Origin of the sequence: Sporosarcina sp. YIM B06819 (assembly GCF_033485175.1) — a bacterium.
Lineage (GTDB): Bacteria > Bacillota > Bacilli > Bacillales_A > Planococcaceae > Sporosarcina.
Map to the genome: position 1 here is coordinate 123,009 of NZ_JAWLIQ010000007.1, position 26,790 is coordinate 149,798.

Below are 26,790 nucleotides of genomic sequence, written 5' to 3' on the forward strand. Positions count from 1 at the left end.
GGATTGAACTGCATCCTTCCTTGTTGGTCAAATCAGATTTTACGTTGTATGCGATAGACATACGCCAGTATTTCGGCGATTGCTTTAAAGAACTCTTCAGGAATTCGTCCCCCAATCTCCACTTCATCGTATAGTGATCTTGCAAGTGGTCGATTTTCAACCATAACGATATCATGTTCTTTTGCAATCAATTTAATCTTCTGTGCAACGAAGTCAAGACCTTTTGCCACTACAATCGGCGCATCCATATTGCCATCATCATACTTGATAGCGATAGCAAAATGTGTCGGGTTTGTTATCACCACATCTGCATTTGGAACTTCCTGCATCATACGGCGCATAGCCATTTCGCGCTGGCGCTGCTTTATGCGGGATTTAATAATCGGATCCCCTTCGCTGTTCTTATGTTCATCCTTAATATCCTGTTTGGACATTCGGAGATTTTTTTCATAGTCAAATTTCTGATAAAAGAAGTCAAGAATTGAAATGAATAATAAAACTAATGCTGCTGTAATCCCCATAATAGCCGCAAGTTGCGCCACAGTAGTCATTACATCCCAAGGACTTTTGAATGCTAATGCCAGCACTTTGTCGATATTCATCATCAGGATGATAACAGTTGTTGAACCAATAAATGAAATTTTCAGTACAGACTTTAATAACTCGATGATTGCACGCATTGAAAAAATACGTTTAAGTCCTTTGATGGGATCAATTTTCTTCAAATCGAATTTCAATGGCTCCGTCGTAAAAAGTAATCCAATCTGAAATAAATTTCCTGCTAAGCCTGCGACTACTGCCGCTAACATAATGGGTAATAAAATAAACGCCATTTGAATTACAACTTCAGAATAAATAAGCATTGCCTTATCTTCATCTAGATGCGTGAGCGGAACATATTCCGTAAAAGCATGCTTAAAAAACAGGAAAAAGCGGTCCCTCATGAATCCCGCGATAAAGAACAGGAAAAGGAACACGGTAAGGAGGACGGTTGCACTTGTCACATCTTGACTTTTTAACACTTGCCCTTTTTTCCGGGAATCTTGACGTTTTTTCGGCGTGGCTTTTTCGGTCTTTTCCCCTGCAAAAAATTGCAGATCTAACCGCAACATCATGTTAGCCACCTCCAAGAAGTATCATCAAGTCCCTCATAGCGATGATCATCATTTCAAATAATTTTTTCATCATCTGCACCATTACACCCATCATAATCGCTAGCACAAGGAAACTGACACTAATCTTGATGGGAAATCCAACAACAAAAATATTCATTTGTGGCACAGCTCTTGCTGTAATTCCAAGCGCTAAATCGACTAGAAACAATGTCGCAACAATTGGAATAGACATTTGGAAAGCAATCACAAATGAGGTTGCGAATGTCTTAACAATAAAATCAGCTAAACGTTCTTCGCCAAGAGCCGGCCAAAGCTGCTCCATCGGGATAAATTGATAGCTGTAAAAAATACCGTCTAACAACATATGATGACCATTCAATGCCAATAATAGAAGAATAGCAAGTGAATTGAAGAATTGACCGAGAAGTGGTGATTGCGCTCCAGTTTGTGGATCAATTACGTTGGCAATGGCGAAGCCCATCTGAAAATCGATGAACCCACCCGCAATCTGAATGGCCGCCATAATGATAAATGCGATAATTCCAATTGCCAAACCTGTTACAGCTTCTTTAATAACAAGCAAAATAAAAGTCCCATTAACCTCTAAATGGGGGATTTCAATTGTATAGACGAGCATCCATGCTAGCAATGCGCCAAAAATGATTCGTTGTGTCGCAGGAATTGCCCGGTAAGAGAATAGCGGAACTGTAACAAAAAATGCAGTAACTCGAGTTAAAATAAGTAGGTATGCGGCGAATGAAGGAACTAATTCTTCCATTTAATCACCCGATATACCTAACAAGATTTTCAAAAATATTACCTGCGAATGTGGTTACCTTTGTCAGCATCCACGGACCAAAAAAAACGATCCCTACGAGTACAGCAACAATTTTAGGAACAAATGCCAACGTCTGTTCCTGAATTTGCGTCGTTGCTTGAAAAATACTAACTGCAAGGCCCGATCCAAGTGCAATGAGAAGGAGGGGACCTGATGTCATAAGGATGACCCAGATTGCACTCTCAGCCAAGCCTATAATCGTTTCCATCGTCATGTTAACCCTCCTAGAAACTTTGTAACAATGATTTAATAATGAGATACCAACCATCGACAAGTACGAATAACAATATCTTAAACGGTAATGAAATCATGACAGGTGGTAACATCATCATCCCCATCGACATTAAAATACTCGCAACAATCATATCAATGACTAGAAATGGAATAAAGATCATAAAACCCATTTGAAATGCCGTTTTAATTTCACTCAATGCAAATGCAGGGACAAGCATAGTGAGTGATACATCTTCAAGCGTTTCTGGTACATCCGCTTGGTTATAGCGCAGGAATAATTCCAAATCCTTCTGCCGCGTATGCTTACTCATAAACTCTTTCAAGGGCATACTAGCCTTTTCATAAGCTTCTTCGAGCGTTATTTCATCTTCGAATAGCGGGGTCAGTGCCTGTTCATTCACTTGTTGAAATGTCGGTGCCATGATGAAAAATGTTAAAAAAAGTGCAAGGCCGACAATTACTTGGTTTGGCGGCATTTGCTGCGTAGCAAGTGCCGTTCTGACGAATGATAAGACAATGACAATGCGTGCAAAAGAGGTCATTAATATTAGAATAGCCGGCGCGAGTGACAACACTGTCAAAAGGAGCATCATTTTGATAGATGTCGATACGTTGGTAGCGTCACTATCCGAAAAAAACTGAACGAAATCATTCATCTTGGTTCCGCTCCTTTTCTGTCAATCGGCTAATATGCCGGTTCCTCTCCTCTTTCATCTCATCGAGTCTAGTTTTAAATAGTTCACCAAAATCACTTGACTCTCCTGTTTGCACGTTTCGGTCATTTGGGGATTTCCCAGTCATTTTCTTAAGAATTTGATCGAGCATCCCCGTTGCTAATTCACGATCGTCCCCCCCGTAAAATTCGACAAGTTTGTCAATCTCCCCGGGATCCGTAATCTCTTTCAATAAACGGATATCGTCTCCAACACCTATTAAGTAGTAAGATTCGCCAACGGCCACTAGTTGAACTGACTTATGCTGTCCAAGCGATATGCCGCCCATATTTTTCATAAATCGATTTTTATCGTAAAGTCGATTTTTTCGATTCACGAATTTCAAAAGTCCAAATAATAAACATACGACGAACAATAAAGCAACCATTACTTTTATGTAATCACCCACCGATGATCCAACTGCTTTGTCGGTAGACGACCTATCAGCAGTTGGTGCATTGATGTTATTGTCAAGTTCTTTTTTTTCTGTATCACTATCTTTTTCTACATCACTATCTTTGTCAGTCGTCCAATAGTCCGACACGGATTTATTGGGATCATCGTCTGCAAAAGCAGATAAAGACGATAATTGACTGACAAAGAGTATCATCAAAACGAATGCTAGCACATACTTTTTTACCGTTGCTAATTTCATCCTATGATTATCCTAATGCTTTTTCGATTGCTTCAATCACGCGGTCTGCCTGGAAAGGTTTAACGATAAAATCTTTTGCACCCGCTTGAATAGCATCGATAACCATCGCCTGCTGTCCCATCGCCGAGCACATAATAATCGTTGCAGAAGGATGTTTTTCTTTAATCGCTTTTAGTGCCGCGATTCCATCCATTTCAGGCATTGTAATATCCATTGTAACGAGATCTGGCTTTAATTCATCATATTTTTCAACAGCCTGTGCACCATCCGCAGCTTCACCGACAACTTCAAAATTGTTTTTTGTCAAAATATCTTTGATCATCATACGCATAAAAGCTGCGTCATCCACTATTAAAATACGTTTACTCATTTGTATTACCCCCTGATTTCTATCGTAAATTATTTAAACGTTCTGCTTGGCTTAAAATATCTGTGATTCGTACACCGAAGTTTTCATCGATAACAACTACTTCACCTTTTGCAATATGGCGATTGTTGACAAGTATATCAACGGGCTCACCTGCAAGTTTGTCCAGTTCAATGATTGAGCCACTTGACATTTCTAAAATTTCCTTAACAGAACGTTTAGTTCTACCAAGTTCAACAGTCACTTGTAACGGAATATCGAGAAGCATATTCAAGTTATTCGTCTCTGTTTGGTTCAATGTTGGACTTTCAAAGCTAGCAAACTGTGCTTGTTGAACATTCACCTGCGGTTGCTGGATACGCATTTGTTGCTGTGGCATAGGTTGTGTGTATGGCTGCTGGTACATGTCTTGAGCCGGTGCTTGTTGCTGATACACTGGCTGCGTTGGTTGTTGCATAGCTACTGGTTGCTGTTTTTCGAGCGGCGGTGCCATCTCTGCAACGGCTGCCGTCTCCTCTGTTGCGCCACCTCCTAGTAGAGTAGCTACTAAATCTTTTCCAAAAACTAGTGGTAGTAGCTGCATAATATTAGAATCGATTAGTTCGCCTACCTTAAGTGCAAATGAAACTTTTATCGACAATTCATCTTGAGGGATTAGTTCACGCCCCCTGTCAGACTCCATATCCAATAAATCAATGGCCGGCGGTGATATATCCACCTTTTTATTAAACATTGTTGACATGGATGTAGCCGCTGACCCCATCATCTGATTCATGGCTTCCTGCACTGCACTCAAATGGATTTCCCCGAGATTCATATCGGGATTCGTCCCATCACCACCTAACATAAGATCTGCAATAATGGCCGCATCACTTTGCTTAATAACGAAAAGATTCATGCCCCTTAGCCCTTCAGTATATTCCACTTTAACAGCCACATATGGATGGATAAACTCTGCTTCTAGCTCTTTTCTATGAACAACAGAAATAGTCGGAGTTGTTATATCGACCTTTTGTCCAAGTAATGCAGATAGCGCAGTTGCGGAGCTACCAAAGGAAATATTGCCTATTTCACCCAACGCGTCTTGTTCTATCTCATCTAAATAATCGGCTGTTACCTTCTCATCGGAGGACGAGAAGGTGGAATCTTCAATACCAATGGGCTCACCACGCAATAACGCTTCTATTTCTTCCTGCGAAAGGATATTATCACTCATCATCTTCATCCCCTCCTATTATTGTGTCAATTATCTGCACGGCCATCCGACTTCTCAGATGTCCTGGTTGCGCTGTGAATTTAGGTATATCACCAATTTTTACGACGAGCGGATCATCAATTTTACGGTCGAGCGAAACTACATCTCCTACTTGTAAATAAAGGAAATCTTCAATCGTCATCTTACCATGACCAAGTTCGGCAACGACAGGTAGTGGAGCTTGCTTCAAACGCCTTTCAAGTATGGCACTTTGCTCGGGAGTCGGTTCTTTTATATTGGACTGCATCCAATACCTAACCGATAAATTGGGAACAATCGGTTCTAACACAACGTGTGGAATACAAATATTAATCATCCCACTCGATTCACCAATCACGATATTAAACGAAATGACGACTACCGTTTCGTTCGGCGATATCATTTGAAGGAATTGTGGATTCACTTCCATCTCTGTGAGGAACGGATCCATATCAATGATGCCAGACCACGCTTCACGGTAGTTATCAAAGGATCGCTCAAATAAGCCCGTCATTATTTTCGTTTCAATTTCGGTTAAATTATCGGCTTTCCCTAGACTTGTTCCAACGCCTCCCATAAGGCGGTCAAGCATTGAATAAGCTATATTCGGATTGACTTCCATCAAGATGTTGCCATCAAGTGGGGGCACTTCGAAAATATTGATCAATGTCATATTCGGGATTGACCGAATAAATTCCTCAAAAGGAATCTGATCCGCTGAAGCGACATTGATTTGGACGTATGTCCGTAGCTGGGCCGAAAAATAGGTAGTTAGTAGTCTAGCAAAGTTTTCATGGATTCGCGTTAAACTTCGAATCTGATCTTTGGAAAACCGGAGAGCACGTTTAAAATCATACACTTTAACCTTCCGCGGTTCATCATCTTTCTTCATGTCTTCTGCAGTCATCTCACCTGTCGATAACGCGGACAAAAGTGCATCTATCTCATTTTGGGATAAAATATCGCCAGCCATATAGTCACCTCCTTGCATTAGGGTTTAGTACGTACATATTGTCTACTTATTGAATAATGTGAGAAACGATATATACTTTTTGAATTTCCCCTGATTGCATGAGTGGATTCAAATGCGATTTGATCGAGTCTTCCAGAGCCTGTTTGCCAATTTTACCTTCTAAATCTTGTGGAGTCATTTCAGATAATTCTTGGATAACAATATTTTTTACTTGGAAATCTCTTTTAGCTAACTCTTCTGCCGCTTTCTTATTATCCGTTTGGATTTTTAAAGAAATACGGATAAATTGTTTGCCTACTAGATTCGTTGTAATTTCTTCAATATCAACTGAGTTTTCGATAATCTCATCAATGGTCGGCTCTGCTTTAGCGTCACCTTTGTTCAACTGCATAACTAGAATGAGTGCAACAACACCAATTAGTGTAATACATACTAGAATAATAAGCGAAATGGTCAACACTTTATTCTTCATCTTCTTCACCTCTGATAAACGGATTTGATAACAACTGGACCGCCTTATAAAATTCGATGATCCGACTATTGACGATATCAGCCGTATCGAGGACTACATATTTGGTACCTGTTGTAAGCGTAATGGTCGTATCAGGGAACGACTCAATTTTTTCTATATACAGTGCGTTCAATGTGAATGTACTGCCGTTCAAACGTGTAACCTGAATCATATGTAAGGGGCCGGGCTTCAAGAGCCGGCCCGACCCTCCTTTTCTGGGAATAGCTATGCTAGTTTAATTGACATGATTATATTATCGTTTCAAGTTAACAAGCTCTTGCAAGATTTCATCAGATGTTGTGATGATACGCGTATTCGCTTGGAAACCACGTTGTGCTACGATCATATCCGTAAACTCTTCCGCAAGGTCTACATTGGACATTTCTAAGAAGCCTGACTCTAATTTACCGAAACCTTGATCTAAACCAAAACCGACTCTTGCATCTCCTGAGTTTGCTGACACTCGGAAATAGTTACCGCCCACTTTATCGAGACCACCTGGGTTTGAGAAGGTTGCAATTTGAAATTTACCAGCGACTTGGAGTACAGCTTTATTGTCAGCTTTTACACCCGCTAAGGTATCTAATGCCTCTTGATAGTCATCCTCTGCATCTTTCAAAGCTGTTTTAGCGGCTTCAACAGCTACTGGATCTGCTGGATCTGCATTATCCAAATTAGCTTTCGCAGTCGTTATAGCTGTTTTCAAAGTCTGTTCTTCATTAAGAAAATCTAATTCCGCAAGTCTTACAAGCTCTTTTCCTGCTGCTGTTGTGTCTACAAAATATACTGTGCCGTCTTGACCGATGGACATAGACGATGCTGTTTTAGGAATTGTGATTTTCCCAATAATTTGGTTTGCAGGATCAGCAGGAAGTCCCATTTCCCCATCTCCATCATCCACATAGTCAGTACCATCACTTGGTTTTCCCTGCATTCCTTGAAGATATCTCCCTTCACCATCAACTAGGTCGCCCGAACTATCCATGTAAAAATTACCCGCTCTTGTATACATCATTTCACTGCCGTTAATTACTTGGAAGAATCCATCTCCCGCAATGGCAAGATCCAGTGTGTTCCCAGTGAATTGTGTAGACCCCCCTGTATGAAGTGTGTCAATTGCAGCAATCTGTGATCCTAGTCCAACTTGTTTCGCGTTGACTCCACCACGACTACCACCAGGGCCTGAAGCACCTGCTACTGTCTGTGAAATCAAATCTTTGAAAATGGTACGGCCTTTTTTGAAGCCGTATGTGTTAACGTTAGCGATGTTGTTCCCGATAACATCTAATTTTGTTTGGAAGTTTCGTAGACCTGAGATACCTGAGTACATTGAGCGTAACATAAAATAATTTTCCCCTCTCGGTTTTGAGTGTAGCCGCTTCAATCAGTCAGTGGCTAATGGCATCCTTTACGGTCCTGCCAAAGTGTTAGCTTAGCACGATTGTGCCGTCGATATTCGTAAATAATTGGTCTTTTGCTTCCGTGCGATCCATCGCTGTAATGACTGTTGAATTGCGAGCACTAACAATGAGCGCTGCTTGGTCCATCAGTACAAGCGATTCTTTGATGCCTTTTGCTTTCGCTTCGTTGACCATATCCGTCACACGTGCCCACTCGGCGTCCGATATGTCAATATTGCGTTCTGCTAATCGTTCAGCTGCATGCTTGCTTATTTTAAGCGTCGCTGGCTGTATCGCATTGTTTAAATGCTCTAGAAACGATTGTTTTGGACTTTGTGTCGGTTTAAGCAATTGCCCTTGTTGAAACATTGGCTGTGCTGTAATGCGATGGAGATTTATATTGTCCATCTTCATGGAGTTGTCCCTTTCGATGTTCCCGGTACCTCTTCAGGTTTTACTGGCTCTTCAGGCTTTGGCTGTTCTTCGGCTTTTGGTAATTCTGTTTCACTAATTGCTGTGAAATTCTTACCTTCAATCCGAGTGCCATCATCCAAAATGTATTGAAGTTTACCATCTTTGTTTGATACGGATACGACTTTACCTGACTTTTCTTCCTTGCCGTCCATATAGCCAACAAATTTACCAATGAGTAGACTTGCTTCAACAAGGTTGTTTGTCCCAGCAGCACTCCCCGTCTGCACTTCAGAAATATTACCTGGTGTAATGACTCTGTCATTGTCCAAGACAAATTTCACATCGCCATTTTCATACTTAATAGAGACGATTTTGTTTGTACCTTCTTCGACAACCAGCTTGCCATCTTCCCCTTCAATCGGATTACCTTTATCATCTAGCATTAACTCATGCCAAGTGACACTTTTACCAACAAAACTCGTATATTGAATCATTTGGGCCTGCGTTTGTGCTTCTGCAAACTTTTCAAATGACTTCGCTAAGTTCGTCGTTTGTTCAAGTGCTGAGAACTGCGCCATTTGAGCGATAAACTCATTGTCTTTCATCGGGTTCGTCGGGTCCTGGTTTTGTAATTGGGCGATGAGTAATTTCATGAAATCATCTTTGCCTAAGGTTCCATCGCCTGTTTTACGCTCATCACGCTTTTTATTGACAAGGTAATCCGTTCCTGAAATCGGTTTTTGTCCTATATTAGTCATTATTACACCTCCAACTCAATCATATATTCTTGGAATGTTAGTTGTTCTTCTTCGTTTTGTTCTTGCTGTTGGTCTGTTTCCTGACCTTGATTTTTAAAATGCTGATTAAAGGCTTGCTCACGTTCATGTCTTGGCGTATCTTGCAATGTTTGGGTAACGTCGATTCGTTCTACTTGCAAGTTTTGCTGTAAGAACGCTTGTCGAAGCTGATTTAGCTGACTGTCGAGCATTTCTTTACCTAGTGCAGTCGATGCAAGAATTCTCGCAGTCATGATGCCATTGACTTGCAACAATTCAATACGGACCTGTCCTAGATGTTCAGGATATAGTTTGACAAGTAGACGATTCGTCCCACCTGTTTGACCAAAATTGGCGCGTTTGAAGACATTTTGCATTTCACGAACCAATGCTTCGTTGCGCGCATTGTTACGGTTTTCTGCTTCTGTCGCTGACAGTTCACCTTTGACTACAGCAAAGGGGCCAGATGCAGTAATGGCAGTCGTTTCGGAACCTTTGTCCTTCGCTCCATCATCCGTCATAGCTTGCCCTGTAGTCGTAGGGGTGATAAATCTAACAGCGTGCCTCGATTCCATTAACGGTACCACACCTTGCTTACTAGAACTGCTGGTAGTAAGTGCCTCCTCGAACTGTCCACCCGCTGCTACGAGAAAGCTTTGCAATGAGAAAACTTGTTGTTCTTGTTTCAACAGTAAATCAGTTTTAGGTGAGACAAGTTCCACCGTTTTCAATACGGTTAACAAGTCAATTGCTTGTTGCTTCGGTAATTCCCCTTCGCCTTCAAGTGCATGTGTTAACTGCTCGTAAAACTGTGGTGCTACTTTATCAATCGCGCTCAGCATTGTCCATAAGTCAGTGGAATAAGTGACTTCTAATAGTTCTTCTTCGCCAAGGCCGGCTTTTTCCAATAGAGACAGTATACTGTCTAGCAATTGCTTCGGATCTACTTCTAATAAGTTAGCTAACTCTTCCAAGTTACCGAGGCCAGTTATTGAAGACAAGTCGCCAACCGCTTCATCTACTACAACTTCCAGTTCCTCAACTGATGTTGCATTAAAAATAGCTAGTATCGATTCATCGGACGCTAGGTCAGTGGACTGCTGTTGAACAGGTACTATAACCGCTGTGCCAGCTGCAACAATACTGCCGAAAACCGAGCCAAACGTTTCCTTAGATGCTGAACTAGTTTGTACACCTTTGGTAGAAGTTTGTGAATTTTGCCCAACCATTGCTTGTAGTGCTGCGATTTTCACTCTTTCATCTCCCCTCCATACAGAATGAAGTCAAAAACTCTTAACTTTCACCAGTTAGCAATGACGTATATTTTGCTGCATCTTCAGGTGCCATCTTCTCCAACACCGCAGCGAGTGTATCCGGTTTTAAGCTAGCTAAAATCCGAACAGCTTCCCCATCGGTCATTTTCGTAATGACGGGAGCGATTGATTTTGGAGACATTTGTTCATAGGTTGTCACAATTCCATTGAATTCTTTTTTGGAAATGTCTTTTTCGCTGATGAGCTGTGCAATTTCATCGTTCAATCTTTGTTGCTCTAGTAGCAATTTTTCTTTTTCAGAAACGGACTTATCAAGTTCCCCTTGCACCTTGAATAACTCCGCTTCTTTCTCCTTGATTTCCGCTTGTAAGGCCACAACCTGTTCCCCTAAGACGAGATTTGCTACTCCAGCATCATCTTGTTCTTCGTTTTTTTCGCCCACGAAAGGAAGTTTGCCAGACCACTCCTGCGCTTTGTCAAATACATTAATATCCGCAAACTTAGCAATGATAAGTAAGACAGCCGATGCAAAGAGTAGTGGGATGAATATCCACAGCAATAGGATTTGGAATATCCCAGCGGATTTCCCTTTTTCCACTTCAAATTCGGTATTTATTTCTTTATTTTTTTTCGGCACATTACCACCCGTTTTCTCTTCTACGGAACTTCAACGTCGCTAATTCATCAAGCTGTATTGCTTCCAGTTGTTCCATTTCAGTACGATGATGTTCATGATCTTTTTCTTTCATTTTTTCAAACTTTCGTACCTCAAGTGTCTTTTCTAACAGTTTGTCTTCAAACCATGTCATTTTCGAGCGAGCTTGTATCACTTGTTGCTGCGTGACTACAATACGCTTTTCTAAACTTTCGATGAAGCGCGAATAGTGGTGAATTTCATTAATCATAAAGCCAGTCATCATCTTCTCCTGTTGCTCCTCTAGCGTGTCTTCCTTCTTTTTCAGCAAATCGTACAGTTGAGTAGCAACGATTTCAAATGTTTGAACAGCTTCCTTGTACTCGATTTCCGTTTCAGTCTTTTCTTGTTCACGGTACACCAGCACTTTTTCAAAACGGTATTGGTATTTCTTCATGTTGTACTACCCCCAGCGCCTAGTGAAACAAGTTGAGCTATACTATCAGCCATCGAAATATTGTCCCTATATCCTTGCTTCAAAAAGTTTGTAATGAGGGGCTCGTATTCAATGGCCTGATCGATTTCTTTCGATGTTCCACGTTTATAAGCACCTATATTAATGAGGTCTTCAGATTTGTCATACGTATAATACAAATCACGTAATCTTTCCGCCGCTTTCACATGTTCTGGGTCTGCAATATGGTTCATCAGACGACTAACACTTTTTAAGACATTAATCGCAGGATATTGCCCTCTGTTTGCGAGCGTTCGGTCTAACACGATATGTCCATCGAGAATCCCCCGTACTGCATCGGCAATCGGCTCATTCATATCGTCACCATCGACAAGTACTGTATAGAACGCTGTAATCGCACCATGTTCATTTGTCCCTGTACGCTCTAAAATTTTGGGTAATATCGCAAAGACGGATGGTGTATATCCACGTGTTGCAGGCGGTTCTCCAACAGCTAGTCCAATTTCACGCTGCGCCATTGCAATCCGAGTAACAGAGTCCATCATCAGCATTACGTTCATGCCTTTATCCCTGAAATACTCTGCAATTGCAGTAGCCGTGTAGGCCCCTTTAATACGCATGAGTGCAGGCTGGTCTGATGTTGCGGCAATGACAATTGTCTTTTTCATCCCCTCTGGTCCAAGATCCCGTTCGATGAATTCACGAACTTCACGACCACGTTCCCCGATAAGTGCAATCACGTTCAAATCGGCTGTTGTGTTACGAGCAATCATACCGAGTAATGTACTCTTCCCGACACCTGATCCGGCAAATATCCCAACACGTTGTCCATTTCCAACCGTTAACATGCCATCAATCGCTTTGACACCTACAGATAACTTCTCATTAATCGGCGGACGCGTCATTGCATTGGGTGGATCCTGCTCTGTTCGAACAGTTGTTAAGCCTTTTGGCAGTGGACTCTTATCTATCGGATTGCCCATTGAGTCGAGAACTTTTCCAATTAAATTCATTCCCACTTTCACTTCAAGCGGCTTCCCCGTCCCTTCAACGAGACAACCACTAGATATATCGCGGACATCCATATAAGGCATAAGAATAACGACTTCTTCTCTGAATCCAACAACTTCTGCCTTTATTACTGATTCGCCTGTGCCAGACGTATTTAGATGGATAAGACACACATCACCAATAGAACTTTCAGGACCTTGTGACTCAATCATGAGGCCGACAACGCGGACAACACGCCCAAACTTTTTAAAAGTCTTCACTTTTGGTATAAAGTCGGTTAGTTCTTCCGCTTTTTTCATCGTCAATCCCCGCTTTCCATGATTTCAACGAGCCTTTCCCTTAATTCATTCAACTGTTCGTCGATACTGACTACAATTCGGCCATGATTCGTTTCAATATAACACTGGGTTGGTTCGAACTCATCATTAGCAAAAATAAGGAATGGCACATCTGGAGGAAAAATAGCTGCAAGCTCCGCGCGGTTATCAGAAACTAGTTCAAAATAATCGAGAGACACATATAATTTAATCTCTTTCATTTCGCGTGCTTCTTTTAACGCCCTTTTGACTACTGACACATAACTTTCTTCGTCATCTTGCAGTGTTTGGCCAAGAATACGTTCAGCTGTTCGTATGCCCAGTTCAAGTATGACTCGTTCTTGGCTGTCCAAATATTGTTGCGCATTTTTCTGGGATTGTGCAGTTGTTTCATTGGCGATTTGAATGGCGCTAGCCATATCTGCCATCACCTTGTTATGCCCTTCTTCAAAACCGACTTGAAAGCCTTCGTCATAAGCTTGTTGTTGGAGTATTGCTTTTTCATCCTGCCATGCTACTTGCATAGCTGAAATATCTTCCATGGCAGTTTGCCGCAACTGTTCGATGACTGCTTTTTCCTGTTCAATTTCTTGTTGAGCCTTTTTCATCAATCTTTCTCGTTCGGCAAGTACTACTTCTAATGTTAGCTCTTCCGGTGCGTTAGTGTCCTGTGGAAGAGTGAGATTACGAATGGTGATTTCCCTGGATTGCCCTTCTTCGGATATCGTGTTGAAAGAACGAAATACGTTAGACAATGATGTCATCTCCTCCGCCACGTGCGATGATGATTTCACCCGAATCTTCAAGTCTTCTAATAATACCTACGATACGAGTTTGCGCTTCTTCTACATCGCGTAGACGTACAGGTCCCATGACGTCCATCTCCTCCCGGAATGACTCTGCCATCCGCTGGGACATGTTGCGATACAAAACTTCTTTTACTTCTTCACTAGATACTTTCAGTGACAAGATCAAGTCCTCGTTCTCACAATCACGAACAATACGCTGAATTGAACGGTTGTCCAATGTAACAATATCTTCGAAGACGAACATCCGCTTCCGGATTTCTTCTGCAAGTTCCGGATCTTGAATTTCAAGCGCATCGAGAATCGTCTTCTCTGTCGCTCTGTCGACGCCGTTCAACACTTCTACAACTGCATCTACGCCACCTGTTTCCGTGAAATCCTGGGTAACAGTTGAAGATAGCTTACGTTCAAGGACCGCTTCAACTTCGCTAATCACTTCTGGAGAGGTTGAATCCATCGTAGCAATTCTCTTGGCAATATCTGCCTGCATTTCTTGTGGCAATGATGATAAAATCATTCCTGCTTGTTCTGCTTCCAAGTATGACAAGATTAACGCTATCGTTTGTGGATGCTCGTTTTGGATAAAGTTTAAAATCTGTGATGGATCAGCCCGTCTCGCAAAGTCGAAAGGCCTCACTTGTAAAGATGAAGTCAAGCGATTAATAATTGCTTGTGCATGATCTTTACCAAGTGCTTTTTCCAGAACCGTTTTCGCGTAACCAATCCCGCCTTGTGAGATATAATCTTGCGCGAGTGCGATATTATGGAACTCTTCGATGATTTCTTCTTTTACAGATGCTTCCACCTTTTTAACACCAGAAATTTCAAGCGTCAGGCGTTCAATCTCATCTTCATTCAAATGCTTATATATCGCGGCCGACACTTCCGGGCCAAGGGAGATGAGCAGGAGCGCTGCTTTCTGTTTACCAGTCATTTCTTTTTCTTTCTTAACCAAAATTCATCCCTCCGTCATTCCTCGGCAATCCATGTACGTAATAGCTTCGCAAATTCTTCTGGTTTTTCTTTCGCCATTTTCTCGAGTTGTTTTCTACGGACAGTTCCCTCTGTTTCAAGTTCTGAATTGATATCATCCACATCAAATGTGGCAAGCTGTTCTTCGATAATTGTTTCTTCTCCCATTTCTCTTGCTTTCCGTCTACTACGGAAGAACATAAAGATTAGAACACCAATAATGAGCAGTAATACAGCTCCTACAATATAAACCCATAAAGGAATAACAGTTTGTGGTGCTGCGAATGGGTCTGCACTACCATTGAATGGCTGAACTGAAACGATGACTTTATTATCCAAATCTTCCTCGAAATTCAATCCTGCAGCTTCTTTATCAACCGATGTGCGTGCGATTGTTTTAAGGATGTTTTCAATCTCGCCCTTCAATTCTGCAGGTACAGTATCGCCATCACCATCTACCATTACTTGGATTCCGATATCTCTAATTTTGTATGGACTTTCAACGATTTCTTTTCGAATACGGTTTACTTCGTTGTTTACCGTTTCCTCAAGTCGCTCATAGTCCCCATTTGACATTGTTCCTTCCTGTAACGATGCATTATCAGTTCCATCCTCTGCCATTGGCGTGCCGCCAGCTAACGCCCCATCCCCCGTAAAGGTCTCCGTAATTCGTTGAACACTGAGTGCAATTCCTTCCATACTCTCCTCGTCTACGGGCAAAACGAGATTCTCTTCCCGGTTTTCAAGCTTAAAGTCGATATCTGTTGTTACAGATACAATGACTTTGTCTTGCCCTATCATTGTGCCAAGCATCATTTGTATTTGGCGTTGTAAATCGCGTTCAATCGTCTTTTTAACTGTCATCTGATCAGTGATACTTGCTCCATATGTATTGCTAGTCGTTGCTAAATCAAAGGACTCAGAGTACTGATTGACTATAGTGATATCTTCCTTCGATAAATTGGATACACCGTTCGATACAAGATTATAAAGTGCAGTAATTTGTGACTCTGTGAACTGATGTCCCGGATTTGTTTTTAACATGACCGATGCAGTTGCATTCTGCGTAGTATCATTCATGAAAACGCCTTGTTTCGGCAACGTGATCAAAACTTTTGCATCTTGCACGCCTTCGATTCCTTTAAGCAAGTTGGCAAGTTCCGTTTGTGTAGCCCCTAATTTAATCATATCGAACTCGTTATCTGTCGTTCCAAACCCTGCATTTTCAAAAAAGAAAGCATAGCCAGGTGCTCCGGAAGACGGAAATCCTTCCGCAGCTAAGGAAACAAGTAAGTCATCGACTCGCTCTTGTGGTACAAGAATCGCCGACCCACCTGGTGCGATTTTACTTGATACGCCTTGGCTATCTAACTGTTCTTTAATGCGACCGATTTCTGCTCGTGATACATCTTTATAGAGCGTCACATAATTTGTCCTAGACAAATAGAACGTCAAGAAGGCGGCGATTAAAATGATAGCCGCGGCAGAAACCACATATGTAATTTTTTGTTTTTTTGTGCGACCCGTCCAGAACTCTTTTAAATCTGTTCTGATTTTCGCCAATCGTTCATTCATTGTAATCCCCCGGTCAGCTTACATAATTCGACTATCTACTCGCACGATGTACCCAATTAGACAGGCATCCTAATAATCTCTTGATAGGCTTCTATCACCTTGTTGCGTACTTCCATCGTTGCGTTTAAAGCAATCGTTGCTTTCTGTGCTGTAATCATGACATCATGTAATTCGACATTTTCGCCCATCACAAGTTTTTGTGTCATAACGTCTGATTCAAATTGCTTCGTGTTAACATTGTCGATTGCTGTTTTTAAATAGCTGCCAAAATTTTGTTGTGCTTCATACGGGGTCGGTTTCACTTGCGTATCCATCTTCAGCAATCCAGCTGTTGGTGCCACATTAAAAATAGATTGTATAGCCACTTGATTATCTCCTTCCAAATCCATTACTTCCCGATTTCAAGTGCTTTCATAAGCATTGATTTATTAGCATTTAACACAGTAATATTCGCCTCATAAGAACGTGTAGCGGACATTAGGTCAATCATTTCCCGTAACGGATCAACGTTTGGCATTTCAACATAGCCTTCATCATTCGCATCAGGATGCGAAGGGTCAAAGACAATTTTAAATGGTGTGTCGGTATCATCCTTAATCCTTGAAACCGTCACACCATATCCTGCTGATCCTATTACTCGTTTGCCCATCGCGGCATTTAACATCGATGAAAATTGCCCTTCACGCGGTTGAAGCGTAACTGTTTTCCGACGATAAGGCTGCCATTCTCCATCAACCATTTTGCCTCTTGTCGTATCGATGTTCGCCATATTAGATGATATGACATCCATGCGCATACGTTGAGCAGTCAATGCGGATGCAGATGTGTTCAAGCTATGAAATATCGTCAACGTCAACGGCCTCCTTTAATAACATTTTGCAACGAATTGAACTTCCCATTTATACGGTCGACAAGTGCATTATAATAAATCTGGTTTGCCGCAAGATCAGCTTGCTCCTTATCCATGTCCACCCCGTTACCATCGTGGCGGTAGCGCAAGTTCGAATAACTAAAAACGCCAGGGTGCGTCCCGTTTGATTTGAATGCAATATGACGCGCATCTGTCCGATAAGCTTCTAGTGCATTTGCTTTTACATCCGCAAACACTTCTTTGAAACTGACATTTTTCGCTTTATAGTGTGGCGTGTCGACATTTGCTATATTTTGCGATATCGATTTCCCTTTTGTGGCGGAAAAATCCAAACCACGTTCCAAATGTGAAATCGTCCCTCCGAAAATATTCATCTTCTCACCCCGTATTCCCTATACTTTGATAACTCAAACTATATAATTTCTTTCCAAACTTTCTTTTTCAACACATACTCTTATTGTAGCGGATGCTAGCGAATTTTGTCTATTAAATATAGGTATAATCTTTTAGTCCTAAACAACCTTTTTGCGCTTCGATATATCTCAACATTATTAAACAAAGGAGTATAGACCTATTAAATAAAATTGATATATATCCATTAGTCCTAATCTATCAACTAAATGCACCTCAGTTTCACCGCATGCAAAAAGAGACACTTTTTCCCTGAATTAGGAAAAAGCGTCTCTTGAAGCATTATTATGATTTTTGTTTTTCAAGTTCTTCAAGGAATTTGCCATTCAGCACTTTGATGTAAGTACCTTTCATCCCAAGTGAACGAGATTCGATAACACCAGCACTTTCAAGTTTACGCAGTGCATTAACGATAACCGAGCGCGTGATACCTACGCGATCCGCAATTTTAGATGCAACGAGTAGACCTTCATTGCCATCAAGCTCATTAAAGATATGTTCAATTGCTTCGTGCTCACTATAAGAAAGTGAATTAATAGCCATTTGAACAACTGCTTTACTACGAGCTTCCGTTTCAATCTGCTCTGATTTCTCACGTAAGATTTCCATACCAACAACCGTTGCGCCGTACTCTGCAAGGATCAAATCGTCTTCTTGGAACTCTTCTTTCAATCTTGCCAAAATTAGCGTACCAAGACGCTCGCCGCCTCCAATGATCGGTACGATTGTCGTTAAGCCTTCTTTGAACAACTCACGGTTTTCAATCGGGAATACTGTGTGGTCACTGTTCACATCTAAGTTTGAAGACGTTTCTCTTACTTCGAACAATCTGTTTGTATACTCTTCCGGGAATTTACGATCTTCAAACATCTTCTTCATACGATCATTCTCGATTTGATGATGAATTTCTAGACCAAGCAATTTCCCCTTCCTGCTGACGATGAATGCATTACAATCGATAACTGAGCTGAGCTTTTCAGCCATTTCCTTAAAGTTTACCGGCTTACCTGCTGATCTTTGAAGCATAGCATTAATTTCACGAGTTTTTATTAACAATGACATTTGTTGTTTCCTCCTTGGTATAGTTGCTTGTGTGTTTAAAGAATATTCTAAAGGTTTTCAATCATTAAATAAACTAAAACGATTTTATTAAAGTATAAATTGTGACAAATCTTTGTTTTTTACGATGTTTTTCAACTTTTCATCGACATAAGCTGGTGTTACCTTGATCGTTGCTGGTCCGATATCCGCCGCTTCAAATGATAACTCTTCAAGTAATTTCTCCAAAATTGTATGAAGTCGTCTCGCACCAATGTTTTCGGTATTATCATTTACATCGAACGCAATTTCCGCAAGTTTGCTAATTGCCTCATCCGTAAAATCTAACACCACATCCTCTGTCGCTAACAACTTTTCATATTGACGAATCAAAGAAAAGTCCGGCTCTTTTAAAATGCGCTCAAAATCATCTTTTGACAGCTTTTCTAATTCGACACGAATCGGGAAACGGCCTTGTAGTTCAGGGATAATGTCCGAAGGCTTCGCCGTGTGAAAAGCACCTGCCGCGATAAATAGAATAAAATCGGTCTTTACTGTACCATACTTCGTCGTGATAGTTGAACCTTCAACGATTGGTAAAATATCCCGTTGCACACCTTCACGCGAAACATCCGCTGAAGAACCTCCACCATTACGACTGGCGATCTTATCCATTTCATCAATAAAGATAATCCCCGATTGCTCCGTCAACTCAATTGCACGTCTAGCAATTTCATCATGATCAATCAGCTTATCAGCTTCTTCCGCCTCAAGTGCTTTACGGGCATCTTTGACTTTCATCTTACGCTTCACTGACTTTTTCGGCATTAAGGAAGACAATGCATCTTGCATATTAGCACCCATCTGTTCCATACCCGAACCTTGTAGTGCATCAAACATAGAAGGTTGCTGCGCAGAAACTTCCACAGTAACCATTTGTTCTTCGAGCTTCCCTGCTTTGAGACTCGCCGTAATTTCAGATCGCTTCCGCTTCACTTCGGCAACCTCCGCATAATTAGGCTCTTCCGGCTCATTTTTTTGCCCAAATAGCATTTCAAATGGATTTTGCATACCACTACCCATTTTCTTCTTTTCTGGAACAAGCAGTTCAACCAATCGTTCCTCCGCAAGCACAATCGCATGCTCTTTCACAGCTTCACGCTGCTCTTGACGAACGATGCGAATACCCACTTCAGTTAAGTCCCGTACCATCGACTCGACATCACGCCCGACATAGCCCACCTCGGTAAACTTCGTTGCTTCCACTTTAATAAAAGGAGCATTGACAAGCTTAGCTATTCTTCTCGCGATTTCTGTCTTACCAACACCTGTCGGACCAATCATCAGAATATTTTTCGGAATGATTTCACTTTTCTCTTCATCAGGAAGAAGACTTCTTCTGTATCGATTGCGAATCGCTACAGCCACCGCCCGCTTGGCGTTATCTTGACCAATGATGTAGCGGTCAAGATGGGCAGTCAATTCCTTCGGTGTCAGTTCTTGTCGTTTAGTCATTAGAGTACCTCCACAATAATATTGTCATTCGTGTAGACACATATTTCTGCAGCCGTCTCAAGTGCCGCTTTCGCTATCTCTGAAGCAGTAAGTGACTGCCCACTATACTTCTTCAATGCACGCCCAGCAGCAAGCGCATAATTGCCGCCTGAACCAATTGCCAAAATGCCGTCATCCGGTTCAATGACTTCTCCCGTCCCCGACACCAGCAGTAACCGTTCACTATCCATGACGAGTAACATCGCTTCAAGTTTCCGAAGAATCCGATCCCCACGCCATTCTTTCGCCAGCTCGACAGAAGCCCGTTCAAGGTTCCCGTTGTATTCTGTCAGCTTCGCCTCAAATAATTCAAACAATGTGAAAGCGTCTGCCACTGACCCAGCAAAACCCGCTAGCACTTTACCACCAAAAATTCTGCGAACTTTTCTCGCCGTGCGCTTCATAACAACTGCATTACCTACCGTTACTTGCCCATCACCAGACATGGCACAAGAACCTTCATGACGAATTGCAAAAATCGTCGTTGCATGGAATTCCATCCAATCATCCTCCTATGCTCGCGGATGCGTATTCATATACGTTTTCCGTAAATGTTCTTTCGTAATATGGGTATACACTTGCGTTGAAGATAAATGACTATGTCCTAAAAGTTCCTGAACAGTTCTCATGTCGGCGCCACCTGCCAGTAGATGCGTTGCAAAAGAGTGACGAATCATATGTGGATAGATTTTGGAGTGGAGTGATGCCCGCTCCATCATCTTGCTTAGTATATGGCGCACTCCCCCATCAGTTAGCGGGTCGCCTCGCAAGTTGACGAATAACCTATCATGCTCCTTTTGTTTCATCAAAACTAATCTACTGTTTTCTCGGTAAGCATCCAGTGCTGACTGTGCAAAACTACCAAATGGAACATAGCGTTCTTTACGGCCTTTTCCCATGACGAGCACAATGCCCAAATGATCATCAATATCCTGCATTCTGATGGATAGTAGCTCACTAACTCGAATACCCGTTGCGTAAAGTAGCTCAAGAAGTGCATAATCGCGTAAAGATTTCTTATCTTGCCCTTTACAGCTCGAAAATAACAACTCCAGCTCCTCTTCATAAAAAAAAGCCGGAAGCCGTTCTTCCTTCTTCGGATGATGTAACAATCGGAATGCACTATCGTTAATGTCATAGCGAGCATTGGCAAATTTGAAAAAAGAACGCACAGAGGAAATATTCCTAGAAATTGATGCTCTCGATAAACCCTTGTCATATAGTCCAGTCACATAAAGTCTCGCTTCAGAATATGCGACAGCATTCAAATCTGTTATTCCTTCAACCTCTAGGAATGTCAAAAAAGCATCGACATCTTTTTCGTATTCTAACACTGTATAAGATGAATAGTTTTTTTCCAAGCGTACATACGTAATGTATTCATCACGGACGGTAGATGGTCGCGGAGTCATATCGTTCACCCCTCAGAATGAAAAGCCTTTATTATTATAACAACATTACGAGTCGTTTGAATAGTGAAACACATTGCACGAAGTTCGACTGTGGTAAATCATGTAAAAAACTACAAAATGGTGACTAATTCAGCAATTCCAAAGTCATCCACGATTCACTATACATTATATGATAAGCGTACGGCAACCTTCTTTTCGCAAGATGTCTGACCTCTTACGATTAGAATGCATTTTTGACACACTTTGTTCATATCTGAAAATTTCAGCGGGGTCCGTTAGATACTTTAACGTTAAATAAAGAAGAAGTCCAGGATATTTTCCTTGGACTTCTTCTTTTCATCTACTTATTTTTTTATGATGATACAGTTGATTGAAATTCCTCAATTGCCCTCAATGCGCGATTTGCATGTTTTTCTGCACGTTCGACTTTAGATTTCACACGTTCTCCAAGATCTGGGAATAGACCGAAGTTAATATTCATCGGTTGGAAGTTTTTCGCGTCTGCTTCAGTAATATACCTCGCCATACTTCCCAATGCTGTTTCGTGCGGAAATAGAATAGGTTCTTTGCCTAAGGCTAAGTTAGCCGCATTGATGCCCGCGATAAGACCTGAACCCGCCGATTCAACATAGCCTTCAACGCCCGTCATCTGTCCAGCGAAGAATATGTTCGGGTTTGCCTTCAACTGATAAGTCGCATCTAGTACACGAGGTGAGTTGATGAATGTATTACGATGCATCACTCCGTAGCGCACGATTTCAACATTTTCAAGGCCTGGAATCAGGTTAATAACTTCTTTTTGTGCTCCCCATTTCATATGCGTTTGGAAGCCGACGATATTGTACAAAGTGCCAGCTGCGTCGTCCTGTCGAAGTTGAACAACTGCTTTCGGGCGTTTCCCTGTTTCAGGATGCTCGAGGCCGACTGGTTTAAGTGCTCCGAATAACAAGGTCTTTTCACCACGTTGAGCAAGAACTTCTACAGGCATGCAACCTTCAAAGTAAATTTCCTTTTCAAATTCTTTTAAAGGAACAACCTCTGCTGCAACAAGAGCATTATGGAAACGCTTAAATTCCTCTTCGTTCATCGGGCAGTTTAAATAAGCCGCTTCACCTTTATCGTAACGAGATTTCAAATAGACCTTGTCCATGTCGATTGAATCTTTTTCGATAATTGGTGCTGCTGCATCATAGAAATAAAGATACTCTTCACCTGTTAATTTACGAATTTGTTCAGCAAGCGCTGGTGATGTGAGTGGGCCAGTCGCAATAATCGTAATTCCTTCGGGAAGCACTGTCACTTCTTCGTTAACAATTTCGATAAACGGGTGATTACGAATACTGTCGGTCACATTGCCTGCAAACTCATGGCGATCAACCGCTAAAGCGCCTCCAGCAGGAACCGCACAAGCATCCGCCGCTCGAATAATAAGAGAATCCAGTTTTCTCATCTCTTCTTTGATAACGCCAACTGCATTCGTTAAATTGTTGGCACGTAGCGAGTTACTGCACACCAGTTCAGCAAATTTGTCTGTGTGATGCGCGGGCGTCTGTTTTACCGGTCTCATTTCAAATAAACGGACATTTACTCCACGGCTAGCAATCTGCCATGCCGCCTCACTCCCTGCAAGTCCTGCACCTATTACATTTACGATAGGAGTCATTCTATTACCTTCTTCCTTCATTCCTACTGTCTAGCTCCGAGCGCCAGATGCTTGGGGTCATATGCCAACCTAGCTATGCGGCAAAGAACGCCGCGTCGCTTGGCCAGCAGGCACCCGGAGCTTGGGCCCACACGAAGTGGGTCATGCATTGGAGAGGGATTGAATTGCATCCCTCTTTATTGCCGCAGGATGCGGCGTTCTTAGACTGCCTTCCCCTTATTGCTGTGCATCTTCTTTATAATCACATTCCGTACATTGAATTTGTACGCCTTTTTTCAATTTCTTCTCAACGAGTGTATGTTCACATTTCGGACACGGCCTAGCAACAGGCTTATCCCATGATACATATTCACATTCCGGATACCGGTCGCAACCGTAAAAGATCCGCTTCGTCTTACTTTTTCGCTCGACAACTTGCCCTTCTTTACAAGATGGACAAGTTACGCCAATTGGTTTAATAATCGCTTTTGTATTACGGCAATCCGGAAAACCAGAGCAAGCCATAAACTTGCCGTAACGACCCAATTTGAATACCATCGGTAACCCGCATTTTTCACAATCTTCACCGGCGGGCTCATCTTTAATTTCAATTTTCTCCATTTCAGCGTCTGCCACTTGTACATGCTTTTCAAAATCCTGATAGAAGTCATCAATAACTTTTACCCATTTGATATTGCCTTCCTCTACATTATCAAGCCCTTTTTCCATTTGCGCCGTAAATTCTACGTCGATAATATCAGGGAAATATTGATTGACTGCCTGATGAACAATTTCTCCGAGCTCTGTAGGTATAAAGCGTTTCGCATCCAATGTGACATAGCCGCGCTTTTGAATCGTATCAAGTGTTGGCGCAAACGTTGAAGGTCGGCCTATGCCTAGTTCTTCTAACGTTTTGACTAATCTCGCTTCCGAAAATCGTGGTGGCGGTTGTGTAAAGTGTTGCTTCGGGTCGATATCACTGTATTTCAAGCGTTCGCCTTCTTCTAGCGGCGGCAAGATACGGTCCTTTTCTTCTTCCTTATCATCGTCGCCTTCCACATACACCTGCATAAACCCTTGGAACTTGACTTGTGAACCGTTCGCTCTAAAGCGGACATCATTGTTTACAAGATCAATCGTAACCGTATCCAGTATCGCTGGAGCCATCTGACTAGCTACGAATCGTTCCCAAATCAGTTTGTATAAGCGCAGCTGGTCACGTGATAACACTGTCTTCATAGCAGCCGGTGGACGCATGACAGATGTCGGTCGAATCGCTTCGTGCGCATCTTGCGTTTTAGTAGACTCTTTTTTAACCACTTTCGATTGTGTCACGTACTCCTTGCCATACATTGTTTCAATAAATGATTTCGCTTCTTCTTTTGCACTGTCAGCAATCCGCGTTGAATCCGTTCTCATATAAGTAATGAGACCAACGTTTCCTTCTTTTCCAAGGTTTATCCCCTCATAGAGCTGTTGAGCAAGCATCATCGTCTTCCTTGCTCGGAAGTTCAGCTTACGGGCAGCCTCTTGTTGTAACGATGACGTTGTAAACGGCACAGCAGGATTACGTTTTCGTTCTTTTTTCACGACAGTCGCAATTTCGAATTCATCTTTATCTAATTGACCAATAATCGTTTCGACCTGTTCCTTGTTTGTCAGCTTCACTTTTTTCTTTGCATCCCCATAGTACACCGCTTCGAATTCTTTGTTACCTTTTTTAAATTGGCTAGTAATACTCCAATATTCTTCGGGAATAAATGACTGAATCTCATTTTCCCGATCGATGATCAGTCGTAGCGCGACAGATTGAACCCGTCCAGCGGAGAGGCCTTTCTTTACCTTCTTCCACAAAATCGGACTGATATTGTAGCCAACTAGCCTATCTAGTATGCGGCGTGCTTGCTGCGCATCAACCAAATCCATATTGATAGGTCTTGGATTCTTAAATGATTCCTTAATAGCTTCCTTCGTTATTTCATTAAACACGACACGACAATCCGATTCGATGTCCACGCCGAGCTGATGTGCCAAGTGCCAGGCAATCGCTTCCCCTTCTCTGTCGGGGTCAGCCGCGAGAAAGATTTTTTTTGCTTTTTTTGCTTCTTTTTTTAAGTCTTGCAGAATCGGACCTTTGCCGCGAATGGTAATGTATTTCGGTTCATAATTATTTTCAGTATCGACACCCATCTGACTGCGCGGAAGATCGCGCAAATGACCAAGTGATGCACGCACTTTATATTTTTTTCCGAGATAGCGTTCAATCGTTTTCGCCTTTGCAGGGGATTCCACGATTACTAAGTAATCTGCCATTATTTGTGTGCCTCCTTAAAGAGGTTCCTTATTTATTCTATCAATTACGCCCCGGTGTCATTGCGAATCGAACAGCGAAGGGTTCGATTTGCCTTAATTTCTGCGTTCTTTGCAGAAATTAAGGCACTTTCTAGGACGTCGCGCATTTAGGCTGCCTTCCTAAACTTCCCTAAAAAATCTGTGACATCCGCCGGAGGCTTTATCTTCGTTCAGCAGGTTTTCCGCTGAATGAAGATAAAAGAATATCTGTTGCAAAATGTATAACAGATTTGACAATAAAGCAAGGCTTTCAATGAGAAGGTTGTTTATTTAATGGTTCAAAACGAGTGATTCAATGATTTGAAAGCCATTCCAAACTGGCTTCGCACCCTCATCTAACAGTTTATTTGGACCTACTGATAGCGGCGATGTAATGGGTCCTGGAACTATAAAAATATCTTTGCCATGATCAAGTGCATGTTCAACTGTACTCATCGTGCCGCTTTTATCCGTGGATTCTGTTACAACGACAGCATTCGACAAACCGCTGATAATTCGATTGCGCATCGGAAAAGTCCAACGTTCAGGCTTTACATAGGGCGGATATTCCGTCAGCAACAACTGATGCTTCACCATTTCCTCGGCAAGCAATCGATTTTCTTTTGGATACAGATGAAAGAATCCATGTCCAAGGACAGCAATCGTTTTGCCGCCAAATTCAATCGCTGCTTCATGCGCCATTGTATCAGCCCCCTTCGCTAGTCCTGAAATGATGACAACCTCATTCGCTACAAGAGGAGGTACAATTAGCGACATAGCCTTTCTCGAATAAACTGTCGCCTTGCGTGAGCCAATAATGGCAATTTTAAATGGTTTCTTCAATAATTGCTGATCACCTTTTGTATACAAGACGGCCGGCGGGTCAATAAGTATGCGTAACTGGTCAGGGTAGTAGGGATTGGAGAACGGAATTGGGGTAATGGTATGCCGTTCATATAACTTATCATAAGGGGTCATGGCATTTCGCTGTAAATTCTCTGCCAATTGAATGGCCTTGGCTAGTGAAATGTTCAATAAGTCGACTAGCTCGTTCGCCCGGTACGTGTACAACCTTTCGAGATTGGGGTCTCTGTCATACAAACGGCTCAACCTGTTTAACGGCACCGGAAATACATAGTGGAGCGCTAGTAGACGTTTTTCTGCATTTGTCAGTTCCATTAAGTTCCTCCTTTAGGTAGGAATTGTAGTTCATTCCTACTTCATAGATAAAAAAAGA

30 protein-coding genes are annotated in these 26,790 nt (G+C 42.0%); all 30 read right to left on the reverse strand.

Annotated elements, in window-relative coordinates; genetic code table 11:
* Positions 1-32: 32 nt before the first annotated feature.
* Entirely contained in the window at positions 33-1,115 is a 1,083-nt protein-coding gene (flhB, locus tag R2B72_RS05740; RefSeq protein WP_318615406.1) for a flagellar biosynthesis protein FlhB, read from the reverse strand.
* 1 nt (position 1,116) lies between these two features.
* Entirely contained in the window at positions 1,117-1,893 is a 777-nt protein-coding gene (gene fliR, locus R2B72_RS05745) for a flagellar biosynthetic protein FliR (protein WP_318615407.1), read from the reverse strand.
* 4 nt (positions 1,894-1,897) lie between these two features.
* Entirely contained in the window at positions 1,898-2,167 is a 270-nt protein-coding gene (gene fliQ / locus R2B72_RS05750; protein WP_318615409.1) for a flagellar biosynthesis protein FliQ, read from the reverse strand.
* Positions 2,168-2,177: 10 nt separating this feature from the next.
* Positions 2,178-2,843 (reverse strand): flagellar type III secretion system pore protein FliP, encoded by a 666-nt coding sequence (fliP, locus tag R2B72_RS05755; RefSeq protein WP_318615411.1) that lies wholly within the window; start codon positions 2,841-2,843, stop codon positions 2,178-2,180.
* Positions 2,836-3,555 carry a flagellar biosynthetic protein FliO gene (locus R2B72_RS05760; protein WP_318615412.1) on the reverse strand — a complete coding sequence of 240 codons (720 nt, stop codon included), beginning with the start codon at positions 3,553-3,555 and terminating at the stop codon, positions 2,836-2,838. Before R2B72_RS05760 ends, fliP begins: the two co-directional genes overlap by 8 nt.
* 7 nt (positions 3,556-3,562) lie before the next feature.
* Positions 3,563-3,925, reverse strand: coding sequence for a response regulator (locus R2B72_RS05765; RefSeq protein ID WP_318615413.1), 363 nt, complete (start codon positions 3,923-3,925; stop codon positions 3,563-3,565).
* A 19-nt stretch (positions 3,926-3,944) separates the two neighbouring features.
* Positions 3,945-5,138 (reverse strand): flagellar motor switch phosphatase FliY, encoded by a 1,194-nt coding sequence (gene fliY, locus R2B72_RS05770; RefSeq protein ID WP_318615547.1) that lies wholly within the window; start codon positions 5,136-5,138, stop codon positions 3,945-3,947.
* Positions 5,131-6,129, reverse strand: coding sequence for a flagellar motor switch protein FliM (gene fliM / locus R2B72_RS05775; protein ID WP_318615414.1), 999 nt, complete (start codon positions 6,127-6,129; stop codon positions 5,131-5,133). Before fliM ends, fliY begins: the two co-directional genes overlap by 8 nt.
* Before the next feature lie 46 nt (positions 6,130-6,175).
* On the reverse strand, positions 6,176-6,601 hold the full coding sequence (fliL, locus tag R2B72_RS05780) for a flagellar basal body-associated protein FliL (RefSeq protein WP_318615415.1): 426 nt from the start codon (positions 6,599-6,601) through the stop codon (positions 6,176-6,178).
* Entirely contained in the window at positions 6,591-6,812 is a 222-nt protein-coding gene (locus R2B72_RS05785) for a flagellar FlbD family protein (RefSeq protein ID WP_318615548.1), read from the reverse strand. Before R2B72_RS05785 ends, fliL begins: the two co-directional genes overlap by 11 nt.
* An 81-nt stretch (positions 6,813-6,893) precedes the next feature.
* Positions 6,894-7,982 (reverse strand): flagellar hook-basal body complex protein, encoded by a 1,089-nt coding sequence (locus R2B72_RS05790; RefSeq protein WP_318615416.1) that lies wholly within the window; start codon positions 7,980-7,982, stop codon positions 6,894-6,896.
* Between the two features lie 85 nt (positions 7,983-8,067).
* Positions 8,068-8,448: a TIGR02530 family flagellar biosynthesis protein gene (locus R2B72_RS05795; RefSeq protein ID WP_318615549.1), complete on the reverse strand. Its 381-nt coding sequence runs from the start codon at positions 8,446-8,448 to the stop codon at positions 8,068-8,070.
* A gap of 2 nt (positions 8,449-8,450) precedes the next feature.
* Positions 8,451-9,212: a flagellar hook assembly protein FlgD gene (gene flgD / locus R2B72_RS05800; RefSeq protein ID WP_318615417.1), complete on the reverse strand. Its 762-nt coding sequence runs from the start codon at positions 9,210-9,212 to the stop codon at positions 8,451-8,453.
* A 2-nt stretch (positions 9,213-9,214) separates the two neighbouring features.
* On the reverse strand, positions 9,215-10,483 hold the full coding sequence (locus R2B72_RS05805) for a flagellar hook-length control protein FliK (protein ID WP_318615418.1): 1,269 nt from the start codon (positions 10,481-10,483) through the stop codon (positions 9,215-9,217).
* A 40-nt stretch (positions 10,484-10,523) separates the two neighbouring features.
* Entirely contained in the window at positions 10,524-11,141 is a 618-nt protein-coding gene (locus tag R2B72_RS05810) for a MotE family protein (RefSeq protein ID WP_318615419.1), read from the reverse strand.
* A 1-nt stretch (position 11,142) separates the two neighbouring features.
* The gene (gene fliJ / locus R2B72_RS05815; protein WP_318615420.1) at positions 11,143-11,595 is read right to left on the reverse strand and encodes a flagellar export protein FliJ; all 453 of its coding nucleotides are present in this window, start codon (positions 11,593-11,595) and stop codon (positions 11,143-11,145) included.
* Entirely contained in the window at positions 11,592-12,923 is a 1,332-nt protein-coding gene (fliI, locus tag R2B72_RS05820; RefSeq protein WP_318615422.1) for a flagellar protein export ATPase FliI, read from the reverse strand. Before fliI ends, fliJ begins: the two co-directional genes overlap by 4 nt.
* Positions 12,924-12,925: 2 nt before the next feature.
* A complete protein-coding gene (gene fliH, locus R2B72_RS05825) occupies positions 12,926-13,696 on the reverse strand; it encodes a flagellar assembly protein FliH (RefSeq protein WP_318615423.1) in 771 nt (256 codons plus the stop codon).
* Positions 13,689-14,702 carry a flagellar motor switch protein FliG gene (gene fliG, locus R2B72_RS05830; RefSeq protein WP_318615425.1) on the reverse strand — a complete coding sequence of 338 codons (1,014 nt, stop codon included), beginning with the start codon at positions 14,700-14,702 and terminating at the stop codon, positions 13,689-13,691. The genes fliH and fliG overlap by 8 nt, the downstream gene beginning before the upstream one ends.
* A 14-nt stretch (positions 14,703-14,716) precedes the next feature.
* Positions 14,717-16,294, reverse strand: coding sequence for a flagellar basal-body MS-ring/collar protein FliF (gene fliF, locus R2B72_RS05835; protein WP_318615427.1), 1,578 nt, complete (start codon positions 16,292-16,294; stop codon positions 14,717-14,719).
* A gap of 56 nt (positions 16,295-16,350) precedes the next feature.
* Positions 16,351-16,659, reverse strand: coding sequence for a flagellar hook-basal body complex protein FliE (fliE, locus tag R2B72_RS05840; protein ID WP_412177799.1), 309 nt, complete (start codon positions 16,657-16,659; stop codon positions 16,351-16,353).
* 23 nt (positions 16,660-16,682) lie between these two features.
* The gene (gene flgC / locus R2B72_RS05845; protein WP_318615428.1) at positions 16,683-17,144 is read right to left on the reverse strand and encodes a flagellar basal body rod protein FlgC; all 462 of its coding nucleotides are present in this window, start codon (positions 17,142-17,144) and stop codon (positions 16,683-16,685) included.
* Positions 17,145-17,146: 2 nt separating this feature from the next.
* The gene (gene flgB, locus R2B72_RS05850) at positions 17,147-17,539 is read right to left on the reverse strand and encodes a flagellar basal body rod protein FlgB (protein ID WP_318615430.1); all 393 of its coding nucleotides are present in this window, start codon (positions 17,537-17,539) and stop codon (positions 17,147-17,149) included.
* A gap of 322 nt (positions 17,540-17,861) precedes the next feature.
* Positions 17,862-18,638 (reverse strand): GTP-sensing pleiotropic transcriptional regulator CodY, encoded by a 777-nt coding sequence (gene codY / locus R2B72_RS05855; RefSeq protein WP_318615432.1) that lies wholly within the window; start codon positions 18,636-18,638, stop codon positions 17,862-17,864.
* 87 nt (positions 18,639-18,725) lie between these two features.
* Positions 18,726-20,129 (reverse strand): ATP-dependent protease ATPase subunit HslU, encoded by a 1,404-nt coding sequence (gene hslU / locus R2B72_RS05860; RefSeq protein WP_318615433.1) that lies wholly within the window; start codon positions 20,127-20,129, stop codon positions 18,726-18,728.
* Positions 20,129-20,668 (reverse strand): ATP-dependent protease subunit HslV, encoded by a 540-nt coding sequence (gene hslV / locus R2B72_RS05865; RefSeq protein WP_318615434.1) that lies wholly within the window; start codon positions 20,666-20,668, stop codon positions 20,129-20,131. Before hslV ends, hslU begins: the two co-directional genes overlap by 1 nt.
* Positions 20,669-20,680: 12 nt before the next feature.
* The gene (locus R2B72_RS05870) at positions 20,681-21,580 is read right to left on the reverse strand and encodes a tyrosine recombinase XerC (RefSeq protein ID WP_318615435.1); all 900 of its coding nucleotides are present in this window, start codon (positions 21,578-21,580) and stop codon (positions 20,681-20,683) included.
* A gap of 352 nt (positions 21,581-21,932) precedes the next feature.
* Positions 21,933-23,243 carry an FADH(2)-oxidizing methylenetetrahydrofolate--tRNA-(uracil(54)-C(5))-methyltransferase TrmFO gene (trmFO, locus tag R2B72_RS05875; protein ID WP_318615437.1) on the reverse strand — a complete coding sequence of 437 codons (1,311 nt, stop codon included), beginning with the start codon at positions 23,241-23,243 and terminating at the stop codon, positions 21,933-21,935.
* 216 nt (positions 23,244-23,459) lie between these two features.
* Positions 23,460-25,535, reverse strand: a complete 2,076-nt coding sequence (gene topA, locus R2B72_RS05880) for a type I DNA topoisomerase (RefSeq protein ID WP_318615439.1) — start codon at positions 25,533-25,535, stop codon at positions 23,460-23,462.
* 309 nt (positions 25,536-25,844) lie between these two features.
* Complete coding sequence (gene dprA / locus R2B72_RS05885; protein ID WP_318615441.1) at positions 25,845-26,732, reverse strand: DNA-processing protein DprA; 888 nt, start codon at positions 26,730-26,732, stop codon at positions 25,845-25,847.
* Between the last annotated feature and the right edge of the window lie 58 nt (positions 26,733-26,790).

What these genes read in the sequence shown, in the direction of transcription:
- flhB (WP_318615406.1), bottom strand. Translation starts at nt 1,115, where the DNA reads ATGATGTTGCGGTTAGATCTGCAATTTTTTGCAGGGGAAAAGACCGAA.
- fliR (WP_318615407.1), bottom strand. Translation starts at nt 1,893, where the DNA reads ATGGAAGAATTAGTTCCTTCATTCGCCGCATACCTACTTATTTTAACT.
- fliQ (WP_318615409.1), bottom strand. Translation starts at nt 2,167, where the DNA reads ATGACGATGGAAACGATTATAGGCTTGGCTGAGAGTGCAATCTGGGTC.
- fliP (WP_318615411.1), bottom strand. Translation starts at nt 2,843, where the DNA reads ATGAATGATTTCGTTCAGTTTTTTTCGGATAGTGACGCTACCAACGTA.
- R2B72_RS05760 (WP_318615412.1), bottom strand. Translation starts at nt 3,555, where the DNA reads ATGAAATTAGCAACGGTAAAAAAGTATGTGCTAGCATTCGTTTTGATG.
- R2B72_RS05765 (WP_318615413.1), bottom strand. Translation starts at nt 3,925, where the DNA reads ATGAGTAAACGTATTTTAATAGTGGATGACGCAGCTTTTATGCGTATG.
- fliY (WP_318615547.1), bottom strand. Translation starts at nt 5,138, where the DNA reads ATGAGTGATAATATCCTTTCGCAGGAAGAAATAGAAGCGTTATTGCGT.
- fliM (WP_318615414.1), bottom strand. Translation starts at nt 6,129, where the DNA reads ATGGCTGGCGATATTTTATCCCAAAATGAGATAGATGCACTTTTGTCC.
- fliL (WP_318615415.1), bottom strand. Translation starts at nt 6,601, where the DNA reads ATGAAGAATAAAGTGTTGACCATTTCGCTTATTATTCTAGTATGTATT.
- R2B72_RS05785 (WP_318615548.1), bottom strand. Translation starts at nt 6,812, where the DNA reads ATGATTCAGGTTACACGTTTGAACGGCAGTACATTCACATTGAACGCA.
- R2B72_RS05790 (WP_318615416.1), bottom strand. Translation starts at nt 7,982, where the DNA reads ATGTTACGCTCAATGTACTCAGGTATCTCAGGTCTACGAAACTTCCAA.
- R2B72_RS05795 (WP_318615549.1), bottom strand. Translation starts at nt 8,448, where the DNA reads ATGGACAATATAAATCTCCATCGCATTACAGCACAGCCAATGTTTCAA.
- flgD (WP_318615417.1), bottom strand. Translation starts at nt 9,212, where the DNA reads ATGACTAATATAGGACAAAAACCGATTTCAGGAACGGATTACCTTGTC.
- fliJ (WP_318615420.1), bottom strand. Translation starts at nt 11,595, where the DNA reads ATGAAGAAATACCAATACCGTTTTGAAAAAGTGCTGGTGTACCGTGAA.
- fliI (WP_318615422.1), bottom strand. Translation starts at nt 12,923, where the DNA reads ATGAAAAAAGCGGAAGAACTAACCGACTTTATACCAAAAGTGAAGACT.
- fliF (WP_318615427.1), bottom strand. Translation starts at nt 16,294, where the DNA reads ATGAATGAACGATTGGCGAAAATCAGAACAGATTTAAAAGAGTTCTGG.
- flgB (WP_318615430.1), bottom strand. Translation starts at nt 17,539, where the DNA reads ATGAATATTTTCGGAGGGACGATTTCACATTTGGAACGTGGTTTGGAT.
- codY (WP_318615432.1), bottom strand. Translation starts at nt 18,638, where the DNA reads ATGTCATTGTTAATAAAAACTCGTGAAATTAATGCTATGCTTCAAAGA.
- hslU (WP_318615433.1), bottom strand. Translation starts at nt 20,129, where the DNA reads ATGACTAAACGACAAGAACTGACACCGAAGGAATTGACTGCCCATCTT.
- hslV (WP_318615434.1), bottom strand. Translation starts at nt 20,668, where the DNA reads ATGGAATTCCATGCAACGACGATTTTTGCAATTCGTCATGAAGGTTCT.
- R2B72_RS05870 (WP_318615435.1), bottom strand. Translation starts at nt 21,580, where the DNA reads ATGACTCCGCGACCATCTACCGTCCGTGATGAATACATTACGTATGTA.
- trmFO (WP_318615437.1), bottom strand. Translation starts at nt 23,243, where the DNA reads ATGACTCCTATCGTAAATGTAATAGGTGCAGGACTTGCAGGGAGTGAG.
- topA (WP_318615439.1), bottom strand. Translation starts at nt 25,535, where the DNA reads ATGGCAGATTACTTAGTAATCGTGGAATCCCCTGCAAAGGCGAAAACG.
- dprA (WP_318615441.1), bottom strand. Translation starts at nt 26,732, where the DNA reads ATGGAACTGACAAATGCAGAAAAACGTCTACTAGCGCTCCACTATGTA.